The following is a 16,257-nucleotide window of genomic DNA, read 5'->3' on the forward strand; positions in this document are numbered from 1 at the left end:
CTTGACAAATGCCCGCTGATGCATTCAATTCCACGGCCCGGCGGAACCGCAATTCCGACTGGAACCGGACCGGGTCACGAACCGATAGACGCACTGGTGCCATGGCTAAAAAGACGCAAAAATCGACGACCCAAAAGGCCTCGACCGGCAAGTCCGGGGGGCGTGCGGATGGCGCGACCGATGCGGCCGGAAAGCACCTGGTCATCGTCGAATCCCCCGCCAAGGCCAAGACCATTAACAAATACCTCGGCCCGGGGTACGTCGTGAAGGCGTCCGTCGGCCACGTCCGCGACCTGCCCAAACGGAACCCCAAGGGTGTCAAGGCCCCCGTGCCCGGCGTCGACCTCGAAGCCGACTTCGCGCCGACCTATGAGGTCATCGAAGGCAAGGGCAAGACGATCACGGACCTGAAGCGGGCCGCCAAGTCCGCCTCCGACATCTGGCTCGCCACCGACTTGGACCGCGAAGGGGAGGCGATCGCCTGGCACCTCGCCGAGGCGCTGAAGGTGCCGGAGGAGAAGGCCAAGCGGGTCGTGTTCAACGCCATCACCAAAGACGAAATCCGCCGCGCCTTCGAGAAGCCGCGCCCGCTGAACATGGACAAGGTCAACGCGCAGCAGGCCCGCCGCATCCTCGACCGCATCGTCGGCTACCAGGTTTCGCCGCTGCTCTGGAAAAAGGTCGCCGGCGGATTGAGCGCCGGTCGCGTGCAGTCCGTCGCCGTCCGCCTCATCGTCGAGCGCGAACGCGAGATCGATGCGTTCAACCCCGAAGAATACTGGAAGGTCACCGGCTACTTCACCGCCGACCTCGCCCAGCGCGATGCCTACGCCAAGGCGTGGCGCAAGTGGCTCGACTCGGCCCCGGAAAAGTCGCCCGCCGGTCGCCCGCTGTCCGGTCGCACGGTCCGCGAGAAGAACGCCTGGCTCAACGAGCACGAAAGCATCTCGGCGGAACTCGTCGAAGTCGACGGCGAGCGGTTCGAGCCCAAGGATCAGAAAGCCGCGCTCGCCATCGCCAAACTCGCCGGCTTTGCGCTCGAAGATGAGCAGGTCACGCCCGACCCGAAGGGCAAAGGCCCCGCGGCGAACAAGACCAAGCTCATCGGCACGCTGGCGGAGCCGCAGCCGGATTGGCGCGTGCGTTCGATCAAGACCAAGCGCACCCGCAGCCGCCCGTATCCCCCGTACATCACCTCGACGCTTCAGCAGGCGGCGGCGAACGTGCTCTCCTTCGCCGCGCAGACCACCATGCGCACCGCCCAGCAGCTCTACGAAGGCGTCGAAATCGCCGGCATGGGCAGCGTCGGTCTGATCACCTACATGCGTACCGACTCGACGTTCCTGTCCAACGAAGCCATCAACATGGCTCGCGGGTACATCGAAAAAAGCTACGGCTCCGAGTACCTGCCCGAAAAGCCCAACTTCTACCGCTCCTCCAACAAGGCCGCGCAGGAAGCCCACGAAGCGATCCGCCCCACCGATGTGACGCTTCACCCGGACGACCCGGCCGTGAAACGCTCGCTCGACGAACGGCAGTACAAGCTGTACCGACTCATCTGGCAGCGCTTCGTGGCGTGTCAGATGACGCCGGCGGAATGGGATTCGACGGCCGTGCTGCTGGGCGCGAAGGTCAGCGGGACGGACCTCGTGTTCAAATGCACGGGGCGGCATCTCGTCTTCGACGGGTTTTACCGCGCGATCGGCGTGCCGAATGTCAGCGACGATCTGATTCTGCCCAAGGTGGAGGAAGGTCAGCCGTTCGGCGCGATTCAGATGGACCCGACGCAGCACTTCACCAGTCCCCCGCCGCGCTACACCGAAGCGTCGCTCGTCAAGAAGCTCGAAGCCGAGGGCATCGGCCGGCCGTCGACGTACGCCTCGATCATCAGCGTCATTCAGAACCGCAAGTACGTCGAGAAGCAGGGCACCGCGTTTCACGCCACCGATCTGGGCATGGTCGTCACCGACAAGCTCATCGAGGGGTTCCCGACGATCATGGACGTGGGCTACACCCGCGCGATGGAAGCGGAGCTTGACGCGGTCGAAGACCAGCACAACGACTGGGTGCAGATGCTGCACAATTTCTACGGCCCGTTCCGCGAGAATCTGGCCAAAGCGCATGACGCCATGACGCACGCCAAGGCCGAGACGGAGCCGGCGCCGCATACCTGTCCCGAATGCGGCGCGTCGACCGTGTATCGCTTCGGGCGCAATGGGCGCTTCCTTTCCTGCTCGCGCTATCCCGATTGCAAGTACGCCGCCCCGATCGACAAGGAAGGCAACCCGCAGACGCCGGAGCTGACGGAAGTGGCGTGCCCCAACTGCGGGCGACCGATGCTGCTGCGCAAGGGGCGCTTCGGGCCGTTCCTTTCGTGCAGCGGATATCCCGACTGCAAGGGCATCGTGAACATCGACCGCAAGGGCTTCGTCACGCCGCCGAAGGTTCCGCCGGTCTTGACGGATATTCCCTGCCCCAAGTGTCAGGCCCCGATGAACCTGCGCAGCTCCAAGCGCGGGCCGTGGCTCAGTTGCTCCAAGTTCCCCAAGTGCCGCGGGCGGCTCGCATGGACCAAATTGCCCGAAGATCAACAGAAAAAATGGGAGCTCATTCTCGCCAACCACGAGAAGGAAAACCCCCAGCCGATCATCAAAACCATCCACGGCAAACCCATCGGCGACGAGTACAAACCGACCATCGCGGGATCGGAAGAAGAAGCCGGCGAGGACTCGGAAGTCAACGAAGACCTCGACGCGGCGTGAGTTTCACCGCGTCCTCCGCCGCACCGCCGCGGCAATCGCAATCATCATCAATGGAAACAGACTCGCCGCCATCGCGTGAGCGACCCACCGTGCGCCCAGTTCCCGCCGGATCGCCTCACTGCAATCGCCGTCGAACCAGATCGCATCGCTCATCACGTACAACATGATCGCCGACAGCGCCCCCGCGATCAGCACCATCGCCCCGTCACGCCGCACGCAAGTGAAGACCATCAACAGCGGCAGCGAAACCGCGACGCAGAGGCGCCACAGGTCGACAGCCGTTGGTGTTTTGTCGGCAATTTCGGCAAGGGTGAGCATCATGCTGCATGATGATATCGGCCGGCGGTCATCGAAATGAACAAACCCACGGATTCAATCCGTGGGCTTCGGGTGGGCGCGATTCGGGTGTTTGTTCAGCGGGGAGTTTCGTCCGGGTCGGCGCGGCGAGCGGCGGATCAACTGCGCCATTTCACCCACACCGCGCGCACCGGTGTTTCGCATTTCGCGCACTGGGAAGGCAAAAAGCGCACCGGCGCGGCAAAAGGCGCATGGGCGCGACGCGTGATGGATGTAACTTCTGAAAAGTCGCGCACCGGCGCGGCGCCGCCTTCCGCGCCGGTGCGCACGGGTCTGCGCGTGCGCGCTGTTATGGCCATGCGGCGTGCGTGAAACGGCGATTTTGAGCCACGAACGACGGCGCACGCACGCGGCAAAAAAGATGGGGCGCGCCGCGCCGGTGCGAGGCGGGCAACGGGCCACAGGCGCGTGAAGCAGCCCACGGATTCAATCCGTGGGCTTCGGGTGGATGCGCGGGTGGAATGGTCGAGTCAGAAGGGAATTTCGTCGGGGTCGGTGTCGGCGTCCTCGTCGGGGTCGAGGTGGCGGTGATGGATATTGATCACTTTGACCAGGTGTTCGCCGAAGATGGGCGCGATGGCGTTCAAGGTCGCGACGGCTTCGTCGTCGAAGGGCTCGTTGGCGTCGCGGAAGAGCATCAGGCACGCGAGGACTTCGCCGTCGTGATGGCACGGCAGGCCGATGACTTCGCAATCGACGAGCCAGGCGCTGTCGTCGGAGAGCCAGAGGTTGATGTCCATGTTGTCCTTGAGATGGATCACCTCGGCGCGGTCGGCGATGCGCGGAGCGGCGACGTCGGCCAGATGCGTGAGCAACACATCGGCGGCGGATTTGTCGAAGGTGTAGTTGATGTAGCCGCCGACCGTGAACCCGCCGACCTGCGCGGGGAGGAAGACGGCGGCGTTGGTGGGGCCAAGCTGCTGCAACACGAATTCGAGCATGCGGCGCAGGAGCTGTTCGAGGTCGAGCTCCTGATCGATGATGGTCTGAAACTGCGTGGTGGCCTGCACGTGCTTGAGCTGCTCGGCGAGTTCCTGATAGGCGCTGACCAGATCGTTGCAGAGGATGTCCACCTGCTGCGTGACTTCATGGCGGGCGGTGTTGAGCTTGCGGCAGAGGTTCTTGAGCCGCTTGACCCGATCGGCGGCGCGTGTTTCGTCGCGGTGACGGCCCAGCGCGCGATCGACGCCGGCGCGAAGATCGGTCACGTTGAACGGCTTGGGCAGGAAGTCGGTGGCGCCGGCGCGGATGGCCTGCACGGCGGAATCGACGCTGGGGGCGCCGGTCATGACGATCGAGTGCACGCTGGGGGAGCGCTGCTGAAGTTCGCCGGCCAGTTCCATGCCGTCGCCGTCGGGCAGCTTCAGGTCGATCAGCGCCAGGTCGAGCCGATGACGCCGGGCCATCGCGCGGGCTTCGGTAATCGACGCGGCGTGATGGATGGTCATCGTCGACGACGCGAGCGCGTCGGCGACCGTGCTGCGGATGTCCTGTTCATCGTCGACGACAAGCACACTGAGCCGGCGGCGGCGCTTGGCGCGACGGGGCGGATCATTCGTCGATAGCGGCGGCATTGACTTCACGGACGGTTCCTCCACGAGCCGTTCCCTCGGCCCGTTGCGGCGTCTGACTCTCACTCATCGCCGCGTCGTGCGGCGAACGAATCGGAATGGCGATCCGAGCCGTGGTCCCCACGCCCACCACGCTCGTCAACTCGATCGTGCCCCCGAGCAGTTCGATCATGCGCCGGGCTCTGGAGAGGCCCAGTCCGACCTGTCGGCCGGCGGGCTTGGCGCTGAAGAACGGGTCGAAAGCGTGTTCGAGTGTCGCAGCATCCATGCCGCAGCCGTCGTCCTTGACCAGTAGGATTAATCGGTCGTTCAATGTGTCGACTGAAGCCTGCACACGCACCGACTGGGCCGGTTTCGATTCGGCCGCATTGACCAGCAGTTCCGACAGAAGCGCCGCCAACTGCTCGCGGTCCGTGAACAGCAATGGGGCCGTCTCCAGCCCGCTGACGCGGATCGCCGGCACCGCCGGCGCCCGACGCTTCATCCGCCCCACCGCGTCCTCCAGCACGTCCGCCAGATTCACGGTGGCGAGCTTGGGCTCCGGCGGATGCGCGAACAGGCGCATCGAGGTGATCAGGTCGCTGAGCCGCTCCGCCTGATGCCACACCACGTCCGCATCCTGCCGCTCGCGCGAGCCCATCGGCAGGCGCTGAATCAGAAGTTGAGCGCGGCCGCTGATGACGGCCAGGGGGTTGTTCATCTCGTGCGCCGCCCCCGCCGCCATCTCGCCCAGCTGCGCCATCGACTGCGTGCGCAGCACGGTCTGCTGCGCCTCGACGAGCTGGCGGTTGGTGTCGGCAAGCTGCTCGGCGAGGCGACGGGCGCTTTGATGCTCCGCCGCGGCGGCGATGGCGGCGCCCCACGTCTGTCGCAGCGCTTCGCAGTGCGCTTCGTTCTCGGTGTCGGCGAGGCGCGGTCGATCGTGCAGCAGCACCGCCGCGGCGCCCCATCCGCACGGCAGCGACAGCACGCTGACGTTCGCCGGCTCCACATGATCGGGAACCTGCGGCGCGATCCACGCCAGCGCGACGTTCATGTGCATCATCACCGGCTGCTGGCGGCACAATTCGGCGAGCGAACCGGACCCGACCGGCGGCTGAACGAATTCGCTGCCGACGAGGCGGCCGGCGCGACTGTATGTGTTGAAAAGCCACGGCTGGGCGGGCGCGGGCTGAAACAGCACCGCGTAGAACCCTTCGCCGAACGAGCCCACGGCGGAGGCGACGACGCTCGTGAGGGCGGTCTGCACGCTGCGCGTCGGACCGGCCGAGCGGGCGTGAAAATGAACGATGGCGTCGAGCACCTTCGACTGACCGGCGGCGGTGCGACGGTGCGTGGCCAGTTCGGTGTTGAGCCGGCCCAGCACGGCGTTGGCCTGCATGATCGATTCGAGAAACAGCTTGCGGCTGGGCGTCTGACCCAGTCCCATCGCCGCGGCGCGCCGCTCCAGTTCCTCGCGCAATCGATCGACCACGCCCTCGACTTTTTTCGGATCGAACCCGGCATCGGTCGCGCGGCGGGCCAGATCCTCGCCGATGGCGTGATTGCCGCTGTAACCGATGTGCTGACGCCGCACCAGCAGGTCCGCCAGCGCGACCAATTCGATCATCCGCCGATGCGGCAGGTCCGGCAGCGCCTGCGCCGGCGAGCCGTGAAGCCAGATGGCGTCGCGGATCATGTCCGGCATCTGCCAGTGCTCGGCCAGATGCTTGCCGACGGTCATGTGATCGAGCCCGATCACGCGGCGCTCGACGTCGGCGATGTTGACCTGGTGCTGTTCGGTCAGCTCGATGACGCGCTGATAGCTCTTGGGTAAAAGATGTTCGATCGCGAGCTTGCCCACGTCATGCAAAAGACCGCAAACGAACGCCTCGCCCGGCGGAATGTTCTTGAGGCGCGGATGCGCCGCGGCGATCAACTCGGCGGCGACGGCGACGGCCAGACTGTGACGCCAGAACGCCGCCACGCTGAAACCCGAAGCCGTATGCGCTTCGCCATTGCCGGTCTCGTCCGCGAAAACCTCGAGCACCTTGATGGACAGGACGGCATTGCGGATCGCCTCGAAGCCGAGCATCAGCACGGCCCGGCCGACGGTCGTGACCGATTCGTTGAGGCCCTTTTCAGCGGTGCGGCAGAGCGACAGAACCTTGGCGGTCAGCGCCTGGTCGGAGGCGACAAGCTCGATGACCTGCTGGGCATCGGAGTCGTCGGCGCTGGTGACCTGAAGCAGGCGCGTGGCGACGGCCGGGAGCGTCGGCAGCGCATCGAGCTGCTGCAGAATCAGCTCCAATCGATCGGCGCGCTGTGCTTCGCGAGTGTCCATGAGAAATGCTGATAGGGCGATTTCGTGAAGTGGTGACGTCTTCAAATCGCGGGATCACCACTTCGCCATATCGCCCTGTGAATCAGTTCATCTCCAGCAGGTTCGTGATCGTCCCCACGAGCTTGTCGATGTTGAAGGGCTTTTTGACGAACTCGTCGGCGCCGCTGGCGATCAGCTCGTTGATCTCATCCTGGTTGACGACGCCGGAGACGATGATGATCTTCGTGTCGGCGAACTCGGGGTTCTGGCGGATGGTGCGGCAGACGACGTTGCCGTTGATGTCCGGGAGCATGAAGTCCAGCAGGATCAGGTCGGGGTGGAACTGGTGGGTGAGGACGCCGGCGTCGTAACCGGTGCTGGCGGTCTTGACGTCGAATCGCCCGTCGCGCTCCAGCACGTCGACGAACAGCTCGACGATCTGCTCATCGTCATCCACGACAAGCACCCGCCGCTTGCCTCCGTCGAGGCGGTCGAGCGGAATGGCGTTGTCACGCATGAAACGGACGAGTTCCTCGCGCGGAATCCGCCGAAAGCGCGACCCCGGCACGCGAAATCCCCTCAGTCGCCCGGCATCAAAGCAGCGAATGATCGTCTGCTGCGAAACCTGACAAACCTCCGCCGCCTCACCGGTCGTGAAGACCTGCTTGGTACGCAATTCACCTGGTGTTTCGTCGGCCATCCCGTCGCCTCCAACCGCCCTTCCAGTGGGCCTATGTGGTTCAGTCCGTTTATTTAACCCAAATTGACTATATTAACTATTTTGACATCGGTCAATCCCATCGCGCCCTTTAAGGCGCGGGCGGGTGACGGGTCAAAGACGAAGTATGAATTGCGCGGACTACGTGGAATTAACCATCGATTGGACACACAGATGTATCGATGGTATAAAAATGTTGTTAAGCCCATACCCCTCGACCCCGGAGGGCGGTTGGGTCGCAGTTCCTGCGATCCGCCGCCTTTTTTATTGGGCGGAGCATCAGGTCGCCCTCGGGTTCAACCATGAAAAAACCCGCCGGCAGCGGCGGGTTGAATCGACGGATGATGTCCCGAAGCCATCAGGGCAGCGGCTTGATCGTCACGTTGCGGTACGACACCGCGTGGCCGTGGTCCTGGTATCCAATATGTCCGGTGCGCGGCAGGTCCTTCAGCGCGGTGTTGAACTTGTTGTCGCTGCCATCGGGGTTCTTGTGCGCCGTCGCCCATTCATCGAGATTCACTTCCAGAATCTTCTGCCCGTTGGCCGTCACCGTCACGATCGGCCCCTTGGCCCTGATGACCATCGTGTTCCATTCGCCCGGCTGCTTCACCACGTTCGCCGTCGGCGCCATCGCATCATAGAGCGCGCCGAAGTCGTGCTTGTCCGCATGATCCTTGCCGAACGAGTCGAGCACCTGGATTTCGAAGCCGTGCTGCACGGGGTCTTTCGGATCGGTGCGGAAGAACACGCCGCTGTTGCAGCCCTTGGTGGTCATCACTTCAAGCGACAGTTCGAAGTCGCCGTATGTGTCCTTCGTCCAGAGATATCCGCCGTTGGGCTGGAGCGACATTTCGCCGTTCTCGAATTTCCATCCGCCTTCCTTAAAGTCCCACTTTCCCGGATCGCCCATGTCGATCGCCGCCGCCTTCGTCTCCGCACGCGGCGAAGCATCGGCCTTCAGATCGCCCAGCGCCCATTGAATCCCGTCCAGATAGAACGCCATGATCGTCGGGTTCCACCAGATTTCCTCCCGGTGCCCGAGCGACGAATAGAACACGCGCCCTTCGCCGTACGACTTGGCCCACGCGATGGCGAAGTCGCCGTCGTGCCGGGCGATGCCGCCCTTGTTCATGTTCGTACGCGATGTGTCCATCGACAGCAGCACGCGCCGATCGCTGCGCGTGTATTCGTTGCCGAACTGATAGATCTCATCGGTGATGTCGAAGCCGGTCGCGCCGCTGAACGCCCGGCTCAAGGGATGCCCCGGCTCCTCGATGGTGACGCCGATCTTCTCGTGCCACGGATGCCCGTGAAACAATCCGCCGATCATCTTCGTGAACTCGGGCCACTGGCTGTTGGCGTCCGTCGCGGAGTGAAACCCGACAAGCCCCTTCCCGCCCGACACGAAATCGAGGAGACTCTTTTTCAGTAGCGCCTCCGCCGCATCCTTGTCGGCCGCGCCCAGCTTTTTTACATCCTCATCCGTCGGCTTGATCCACTGCCCCGTCGTGTTGCACAGCGCCACCGCATCGAACTGCGCCAGCGAATCGGGCGCGAACAGGGACAGATCATCACTGATGACCGTCTCGAAAGCGCCGGTCTTCTTGCCCATCTCGGCGATGGCCGCCGCCGTGTAGGGAATCGACGCATGCTTGTAGCCGGTCGCGCGCGTGAAGGCGAGCACCCGGCGCGGTTTGACGGGTTTGGCGCTCGCCGCAGCCGGCGCCGCCGCTTCAATCTTCGCCGCATCCTCCGGCTTGACCTGCGCGAACGCCAGCGAGGTGATGCACAACAAAACGCAAACGGCAAATTGACGGACGCGGTTCATGGCGGGCTCCGTGAAGAGAATGTCCAATGTCCGAGCACCAATGACCAAGGGAATGTTCAAAAAGCCAATGTCAAAATGAAAGGCAGCATGCCGTTCCTTCATTGGTCATCGGGGTTTGGTCATTGGTCATTCCTTTGATTAATTAATCGGCTTGATGTTCACATTGCGGAACTGCACCGGGTCGTTGTGACCGGCGAAGCCGAAGTGTCCGCTCAGGCGGTCGCGGCCCTTGAACTTGTCGATGGGGTAGTGCATCTTCGCCGGGTCGGCCTTGTCCAGATCGGTGTCGAGGATGATGAAACCGTTGAGCTCGACGGTGATGTGATGACCTTTGACGGTGACGGTCTGGTAGTTCCATTCGCCGACGGGTCGCTGGTAGCCCTGCAGCGCGGCGACCTGCGAGTAGGCCGAGCCGTGGAACTGGGCGGGGTGCAGATCCTTGTACTGCGGGGCGGTGTTGTCGAGCACCTGCAGTTCGCACATGCCCACATAAGCCGTGTCGCCCTGTCCGGGGTAACGGATGGCCAGCCCGTTGTTGCCGCCGGGGGGCAGGAGGAATTCGAGCGTGGCGACGAAATCGCCGTATTCCTTGTCGGTGTAGATGGTGCCGCCCTTGCCGGGTTTGCACATGAGCGTGCCCTGCTCGGTGACCTGGTAGTTATCGACGGGGCCTTTGAGGCCGGTCATGTCTTTGCCGTTGAACACGGGTTCGAACCCGCCGTCTTTCTCAGCCATGTCGCGCAGGAACTTGTTGGCTTCTTCCGCGGGGATTTCACGCAGGAAGACGTTGCGCCAGCGGATTTCCCCGCCGTGGGTCTGAAGCTGGATCGGGCCGTACATCGGCACGGGCAGATACCCGTCGGTCAGGTCCTTGCCCTTGCTGTAGTAGTTATGGAACGGGGCCTTGTCGACGACGAGCTGATCGTTGAGCCAGACGCTCACGTAGTCACCGACCATGAGAATGCGCAGATGATTCCACTCGCCGAAGGGTTTGTCGGCGAGGACGGAGGGATTCTTGCCGGGCCAGCTCGGCGGATTGTTCCACAGGCCGCCGGACCCCTTGTCCGCGCCGAGGTTCCACTTGCCGCCTTCCTTGGTGTAGTCCCAGATCTGCACCTGCGGCACGCCGCGCAGATACACGCCCGAGTCGGCCTGTGCGACGGTCTTGTAGTCGACGAGCAGTTCGAAGTCGCCGTAGTTCTTGTCGGTGGTCAGGTACAGGCCGTGCCCGTCATTGACCAGTTCGCCGTTGTCAACGGACCAGTGGGCCTTGATGTCGGCCTGGCTCTTTTCCTTTTTCTCCGCCAGTTTCTCGGGCGGGAGGGACAGGTAGCCGCGCGGGTCTTCGGTCGTTGCGCCCCACCAGCCGTCCAGGTCCTTGCCGTTGAACAGCGCGGTGAAACCAGCCGGCGGCTGATTGTCCGCCGCGTGCAGCGGGGCCAGGCATGAAAGCAGAATCACACCGCAGAACCAGATCGCATTTTTCATGATGAACTCCAGGGAGCTAGAGAGATCGCAGGCGGGATGGTCATTGTACAACGGCAATCAGGCGCCCGCCATTGCGGCGGACCGAGGCGGGTGGACTTATGTCCCCCCGCCTTGTTGCAGCGCGATGAACGCCTCCCAAAGGTCCTTGCGGATGTAGAGCGTCAGCACCACGCCCCGGCGGAGGCCGAAGAATTCGTGATGATGCGTCATCTCCAGCACCGGCTCCAGCACGCCGTCGATCCGCGGCCCGGCGATGACCAGGGGGGCCGACGCCAATTCCCCCGGCTCGCCCGGCGCCGCCGCGAAATACCCCACCTTCGCAAACCCGTGCAGATAAAACGGCAGCGGCCAGTAGTTGCCCTCATCGTAAAGCCGAATCGGCAGGTCGCGCTGCTCCTTCGTGAGTGCGGCGATCTGCCGGCAGCGCTCCGCGAGTCGGCGCACATCGCGACCGGGATGCGCATAGACCCAGGGATTGCGCGCATCCGTGTGGAACCGGAAGTTCGTCGCATACGCCTGCTGCGCAAGCTGACCGAAACCGGCTCCGAGCGCGAGGACGATGATCACGCGCAGCGGCAACATCCGCAGCTTCCGCACGATGACGACGGCCGCGATGCCGCCGAGCACCATCATGCCGTGATAAAAACCGAGCAGACACCACGGCGTCTTGTACGGAATCGCCGAGTACATCAGCGCCAGCATCAGCGTGTACACCGCCACGAACCGCGCCCGCGGCCGGTGCTCGATGCTCAAGCCCCACCCGGCGAAAGCAATGACCCATCCCGCCAGCGACAGCACGACGATGAACGCTTCGCTCCACCACGGACCCGCCGCGGGGTGATGCCAGATCAATAGATCAAAGTACCAGTGCCACGGATGATTGTGCACCGCCTCGCCGCCGCCGCCGCCGACCTGACCGGACCCGATCGACAGCCACGAAAAATACGTGCGGACCGAATCGAGCGGACCGGCCATGTTCGTGAAGAACGAGGAAAAGAGCGTCACCGACACGATCATCGCCGCGGCGACCGCCGCGCCGAGGTGCGCCGGTTTCCACGCGGCGGGGTGGTACGGATCGCGCTTGGAAAAGTGCGTGGCAATACCGGCGACGATCATGGCGATCCATACCAGCAGGCAGGTCTCTTTGGTGGCGTGCATGAGTCCGACGCTGACGCCGCAGGCGATGGCCCATGCGAATCGCGGCTCGCGCAGATATCGCCAGGCCGTGAAGATCGCGGAGGCGGAAAAGAGCACGAGGAGCATTTCATGAATGTAGTAGCGGCTGTAGAAGCTCATCGCGGGGCTGATCGCGCAGGCGAGGGCGGCGATGATGGCGGGCCAGAACCCCAGGCCGCGCGCGGCGAAGAGCGTGATGACGACCAGGAGCGATCCGGCCACGGCGGACACGACGCGGAAGAACGCCTCATCCGTCTGCGCGAACGATTTCGCCGGACTGATCCATGCGAAGGGCAACGTCGCGTACGGCAGCGCCGGGCCGTGAAATTCATGCGGGTCGTAGACGTAGCGTCCGTCCCGCCAGAGCGCGGCGAATTTGACGGCGTTGACCGCCTCGTCGCCGTGCATCGGGCGGGCGTCCAGATCGGGGAAGCGCAAAAAAACCGCCGCGAAGATGACGGCAATCATCGCGGCGGAAGTGATCAGGCGTGTGGTCATCACGCGTTCATTCTACGGGAAACAGGCCGCAAGCGACCCCGCTAAATTCACTGGGGCTTGCGGGCGAAGACTTCGACTTCCGCGTAGTGGTTCTGATCGTCGGCGGTCGAGCCGTTGGACCAGAGACGCACATAGCGGGCGACCTTGCCGTCGACGGGGGCCAGTTCGCCTTCGAAGTTCTCGAAGTATTCGTAGTTCTTGCCCACGCCGAAGCCGGAGGAGTTGTCGTTGTCGTTGTTGAAGACGGTCGTGACGTCTTTCTCGAACTTGGGATCATCGCTGACCTGCACGACGACATCGCGATACACGCGGGGGTCGAGGTGGTTATGCCAGAAGAGGATCGCGTAGATCTGGTAATCCTCGCCCAAGTCGATCTGGACCCACTGCTTGCCCGGCGCCAGCTCGACGTATCGGCCGTCGAGCGCTTCCTTGTCGCCGTCGGTGACGAGGTCGAGACTGCCGATGATGGGGTTGGCGTCGGAGCTGGTGACGGGCTTATTGAGCGCGACGTTGGTCAGACCCTTGGGGGCCATGAACGGTTCGCGCGGCTTGCCGTGGCGCTTGCGGTCGATGTTCACGCCCTCGGGAATCTCCTTGGGCGTCCCGGCGAAGACGGGATTGGGCAGCTCGATCTCGAGCTCGGCCAGCTCTTCCTTGCCCGCGGGCTTGGGGGCCTCGGCGGCGGGCGCGGGGGTTTCGGACTTGGGGGCCTCGGCGGCATGTTCATGCTCGGTCGCCGTCGGCGCCTGCGCATGCTCGTCGCCGTGTTCGGCCGGCATGGGCTTGGTGTTGACGGTCATGACCAGCACGACCGCCGCGATGACGATCAGCACGCCGATGCCGATCGCCACAGCCGGTCCGCCGCCGCCGCCGGGATTGCCTTGTTCATTGCTCATAAGTCGATACCTTTCATCTGTGCGTCGAAATAACCGCGGTTTTGCGTGGGAATTACCGGAGGCCCAGTCGGCCCAGAATCACAGAGTATACGTGAATCACCGCCACCGCGACAAGTGCCAGACCGGCGTAGCGATGGATGGCGATCATGCGTTCGATGTCGTGCGTGCCGAGGAGGGGGAGCATGTTGATGAGCATCGTGGCGAGCACGACGAAGCCGGCGATGAGCATCAGCCAGAAGGTCAGCTTGGTGAGGCAGGAGAAGCGCGCCGGTTTCGTCGGCGTCGCCTCGCTCGAGTCACATTTGGAGCCGGTGCAGCACTCGCTTCGTGCCGCGCCGCCCCAGGTCAGCGCGATCAGCGCGAAGGCGACGACGAACGCCCCCGCCGCCATCAGGTGCAGCCACAGCGCCCAACCGCCCATGAATCCGACGGTCAGCACCGTGTAGAACGACGTGGCCGCGAGCACGAGGATGGTGACCATCAGCGCCAGGTACAAGAGCCGCTCCCACCAGTTCCACCGCGGCCGACGACCCAGCGACTTGCCGCGCTGCGCCAGCGCCACGAACAGATGCAGCACGAGGAAGACGGCGACGGCGATGAGCGTGTAGGTGATGGTTTGAGCGTACATGCGGCGACCTCACGAATCCTTGCGGCACCGGCCCGGCGCCCACCAGCGCATCATCGCCGACAGCGCCGACAGCAGCACGGCCGCCAGCACCACGCCGACGACGCCCAGCGCGACGGTGGCGATCGTCTTGAACTTGCTGCGCGCCTCAAACGACTGCTCCCAGGCGGCGAGGAGCTTCGCGTCCTGACCCTGAAGCTCGTGCATGACGAGCGTCGGCGGGTTGGGATCGGGCGCGGGGCCGACGGCGGCGACAGTGCTGTAATAGATGGGCTTGCCCGGGCCGTGACATTCCATGCAGCCGGTCGCGCCCAGCGCCTGTCGGGCCGGGCGGACATCGTGGCCGAACGACCAGCGGTACGGATTGGCCGCTTCATTGTCGAAGCTGACGATCGTCTTGCCGTCGTCACTGAGCTTGTAGGCCCGGCCCCCGCTGACGTAGACGGGCGTGGCGTCGGGCGCATCCTTGGCGAGCGTCCCCAGCGCCTTGACCAGCGCCGCGTTGAACTGCTCCACCGACTTCGTCGCGGTCAGCTTGTCGAGCTTGGCCTTCTCGTCGGCGGTGAGCTGATCGTCGGTCGCCTTGGAGCGTTCTTCGCCGAGGGCTTCGGTGCGGTCCTTTGATGAAAGTTTGACCGCGACGACTTCCGCGCGGAAATCCTTGCGGACGCGCAGCGGGCTGCGCAGTTTGCCGTACGCGGTGTCGGGGTCGAGGGGCGTGATCCTGTTGTCCTTCATCTCGCCCCAGAAGGCGGGCCAGACGATGCGCTGCGGGTGGATCAGGCCGTCGTCGCCCTTGGCGAAGACCGGCTCGCGAATCAGCGGCATGTCGTCATCGGTGCGGGTCTGCGACATGGTGCCGAGCTGATGTGCCATGGCGGTCTTGATCGCCATCGCCGTGTCGCCGGGGCGCGGACCGGCATGGCAGGTCGTGCAGGCGATGCGGTCAAAATGCACCGGCGGCAGTCCCTTGTGCACGAGCTTGGGCGAGCCGAGCCGGCCGGTCTGGTGACAACCCATGCAGGTGAGCGAATCGACCTTCACGCCGGCGTGGTCTTCTTCGCCCTTGTAGCCGCGCACCGTGTCGTGCGCGATGCCATTGCGATGGCAGTCCACGCACATCAGCCCCGCCTTGATGTGCACATCGCCGTCGTGCGTCCAATCCTCGCCGGCATTGGGCCCGACGCGCTGGACGGTGTGGCACTGATAGCACTGATTGTTCGTCGGCTTGCGGATCACATCGAAGAAGACGCGTTTTTCCGCGTCGAACTTCGTCAGGTCATAGTTGGCTTTTTCGCCGTCGGCGGTTTTCGTCGCCTTGCCCAGTCCGATCGACTCCATCGACGCCGCCTCGTAGTCGCCCTTGCCGACGCGTTCGTTCCATGTGTCGAAGCTGAAGCGGTGCGAATTGTCGTGACAGATGAGGCAGTCGATGACGAGCGGAGCGGCGGGCTTGGCGTTTTCACCTTCGGGTTTGGCGAACAGCGTGCCGGCTCCGCCGCCGGGGATGAATCCGCCAAAGGTCTTGGTGAAGGTTTCGGGCGTGATGCCCAGGTCGGCGGGTTTGAACGTGCCCTTCCATCCGCGATAGGACAGCGGGATTTGCGAGCCGGTGCGTGCATCGGTCCAGATCCAGGGCTCCCCCGGCCGGCCGGGCGTCGCGCCTTCGAGCGCCGCATTGAAGTGATACCCGTGCGAGATCGTCGCGTAGTCGTGGCACTTGCCGCAGGTATTGGCGGGCGAGTACGGCGGCGGGTTCTCCGCGGCGGGGTCGATCTGCCGCTTCTGCGCATCGTAAAGATGGATGTTGTGCACGAACTGGCTGCGGCTGTCGGTGCGCTCGAAGTTGCTGGCCCAAGCCGCGGGGGCGATGAGCAAGAGCAGCGCGGTCCATGCCAGACACCGGGTCGTGGTGGTTTGCCTCGTTTGCATGCGCGTCAGACTCCGAACCGGGGGAAGCGGGCACAACGATGCGCGGTGTGCCATTGTCCGCCAACGCGGCTGATTTTGCAACCGTTCGCCGCCTCGCGACCCCG

At 64.1% G+C, this 16,257-nt stretch carries 11 protein-coding genes and 1 pseudogene; 2 read left to right on the forward strand and 10 right to left on the reverse strand.

What is annotated here, in order from left to right; translation table 11 throughout:
- The first annotated feature begins 8 nt into the window (after positions 1-8).
- The gene (gene topA, locus GC162_06275; protein ID MBI1368244.1) at positions 9-2,762 is read left to right on the forward strand and encodes a type I DNA topoisomerase; all 2,754 of its coding nucleotides are present in this window, start codon (positions 9-11) and stop codon (positions 2,760-2,762) included.
- Positions 2,763-2,765: 3 nt separating this feature from the next.
- On the opposite strand, the gene GC162_06280 is transcribed toward topA, so the two are convergent.
- Positions 2,766-3,083, reverse strand: a complete 318-nt coding sequence (locus GC162_06280) for a hypothetical protein (protein ID MBI1368245.1) — start codon at positions 3,081-3,083, stop codon at positions 2,766-2,768.
- A 33-nt stretch (positions 3,084-3,116) separates the two neighbouring features.
- Between GC162_06280 and GC162_06285 the strand changes: the two genes are divergently transcribed.
- Positions 3,117-3,431, forward strand: coding sequence for a hypothetical protein (locus GC162_06285; protein MBI1368246.1), 315 nt, complete (start codon positions 3,117-3,119; stop codon positions 3,429-3,431).
- Positions 3,432-3,589: 158 nt separating this feature from the next.
- Here GC162_06285 and GC162_06290 read toward each other — a convergent pair whose 3' ends face one another.
- From GC162_06290 to GC162_06330, 9 genes and pseudogenes are all read right to left on the reverse strand, one after another.
- Positions 3,590-4,702 (reverse strand): response regulator, encoded by a 1,113-nt coding sequence (locus GC162_06290; GenBank protein ID MBI1368247.1) that lies wholly within the window; start codon positions 4,700-4,702, stop codon positions 3,590-3,592.
- Positions 4,671-7,013 carry an HDOD domain-containing protein gene (locus GC162_06295; protein MBI1368248.1) on the reverse strand — a complete coding sequence of 781 codons (2,343 nt, stop codon included), beginning with the start codon at positions 7,011-7,013 and terminating at the stop codon, positions 4,671-4,673. The genes GC162_06290 and GC162_06295 overlap by 32 nt, the downstream gene beginning before the upstream one ends.
- An 82-nt stretch (positions 7,014-7,095) precedes the next feature.
- On the reverse strand, positions 7,096-7,692 hold the full coding sequence (locus tag GC162_06300; GenBank protein MBI1368249.1) for a response regulator: 597 nt from the start codon (positions 7,690-7,692) through the stop codon (positions 7,096-7,098).
- Positions 7,693-8,068: 376 nt separating this feature from the next.
- A complete protein-coding gene (locus GC162_06305; protein MBI1368250.1) occupies positions 8,069-9,640 on the reverse strand; it encodes a DUF1080 domain-containing protein in 1,572 nt (523 codons plus the stop codon).
- A gap of 36 nt (positions 9,641-9,676) precedes the next feature.
- Positions 9,677-11,026 carry a DUF1080 domain-containing protein gene (locus GC162_06310; protein ID MBI1368251.1) on the reverse strand — a complete coding sequence of 450 codons (1,350 nt, stop codon included), beginning with the start codon at positions 11,024-11,026 and terminating at the stop codon, positions 9,677-9,679.
- Between the two features lie 96 nt (positions 11,027-11,122).
- Positions 11,123-12,700 carry a TIGR03663 family protein gene (locus GC162_06315; protein MBI1368252.1) on the reverse strand — a complete coding sequence of 526 codons (1,578 nt, stop codon included), beginning with the start codon at positions 12,698-12,700 and terminating at the stop codon, positions 11,123-11,125.
- 47 nt (positions 12,701-12,747) lie between these two features.
- Positions 12,748-13,353, reverse strand: a pseudogene (locus GC162_06320) (hypothetical protein).
- A gap of 295 nt (positions 13,354-13,648) precedes the next feature.
- Positions 13,649-14,224 (reverse strand): hypothetical protein, encoded by a 576-nt coding sequence (locus GC162_06325; GenBank protein MBI1368253.1) that lies wholly within the window; start codon positions 14,222-14,224, stop codon positions 13,649-13,651.
- Positions 14,225-14,233: 9 nt separating this feature from the next.
- Positions 14,234-16,153 carry a hypothetical protein gene (locus tag GC162_06330; GenBank protein ID MBI1368254.1) on the reverse strand — a complete coding sequence of 640 codons (1,920 nt, stop codon included), beginning with the start codon at positions 16,151-16,153 and terminating at the stop codon, positions 14,234-14,236.
- Positions 16,154-16,257: the final 104 nt, after the last annotated feature.

This window comes from Planctomycetota bacterium (genome assembly GCA_016125255.1).
In the GTDB taxonomy this organism is placed as follows: Bacteria; Planctomycetota; Phycisphaerae; order Phycisphaerales; family Zrk34; genus RI-421.

Coding starts and splice junctions, on each gene's coding strand:
- GC162_06330 (MBI1368254.1), bottom strand. CDS start 16,153: ATGCAAACGAGGCAAACCACCACGACCCGGTGTCTGGCATGGACCGCG.
- GC162_06300 (MBI1368249.1), bottom strand. CDS start 7,692: ATGGCCGACGAAACACCAGGTGAATTGCGTACCAAGCAGGTCTTCACG.
- GC162_06295 (MBI1368248.1), bottom strand. CDS start 7,013: ATGGACACTCGCGAAGCACAGCGCGCCGATCGATTGGAGCTGATTCTG.
- GC162_06305 (MBI1368250.1), bottom strand. CDS start 9,640: ATGAAGGAACGGCATGCTGCCTTTCATTTTGACATTGGCTTTTTGAAC.
- GC162_06280 (MBI1368245.1), bottom strand. CDS start 3,083: ATGATGCTCACCCTTGCCGAAATTGCCGACAAAACACCAACGGCTGTC.
- GC162_06315 (MBI1368252.1), bottom strand. CDS start 12,700: ATGACCACACGCCTGATCACTTCCGCCGCGATGATTGCCGTCATCTTC.
- GC162_06285 (MBI1368246.1), top strand. CDS start 3,117: ATGAACAAACCCACGGATTCAATCCGTGGGCTTCGGGTGGGCGCGATT.
- topA (MBI1368244.1), top strand. CDS start 9: ATGCCCGCTGATGCATTCAATTCCACGGCCCGGCGGAACCGCAATTCC.
- GC162_06325 (MBI1368253.1), bottom strand. CDS start 14,224: ATGTACGCTCAAACCATCACCTACACGCTCATCGCCGTCGCCGTCTTC.
- GC162_06310 (MBI1368251.1), bottom strand. CDS start 11,026: ATGAAAAATGCGATCTGGTTCTGCGGTGTGATTCTGCTTTCATGCCTG.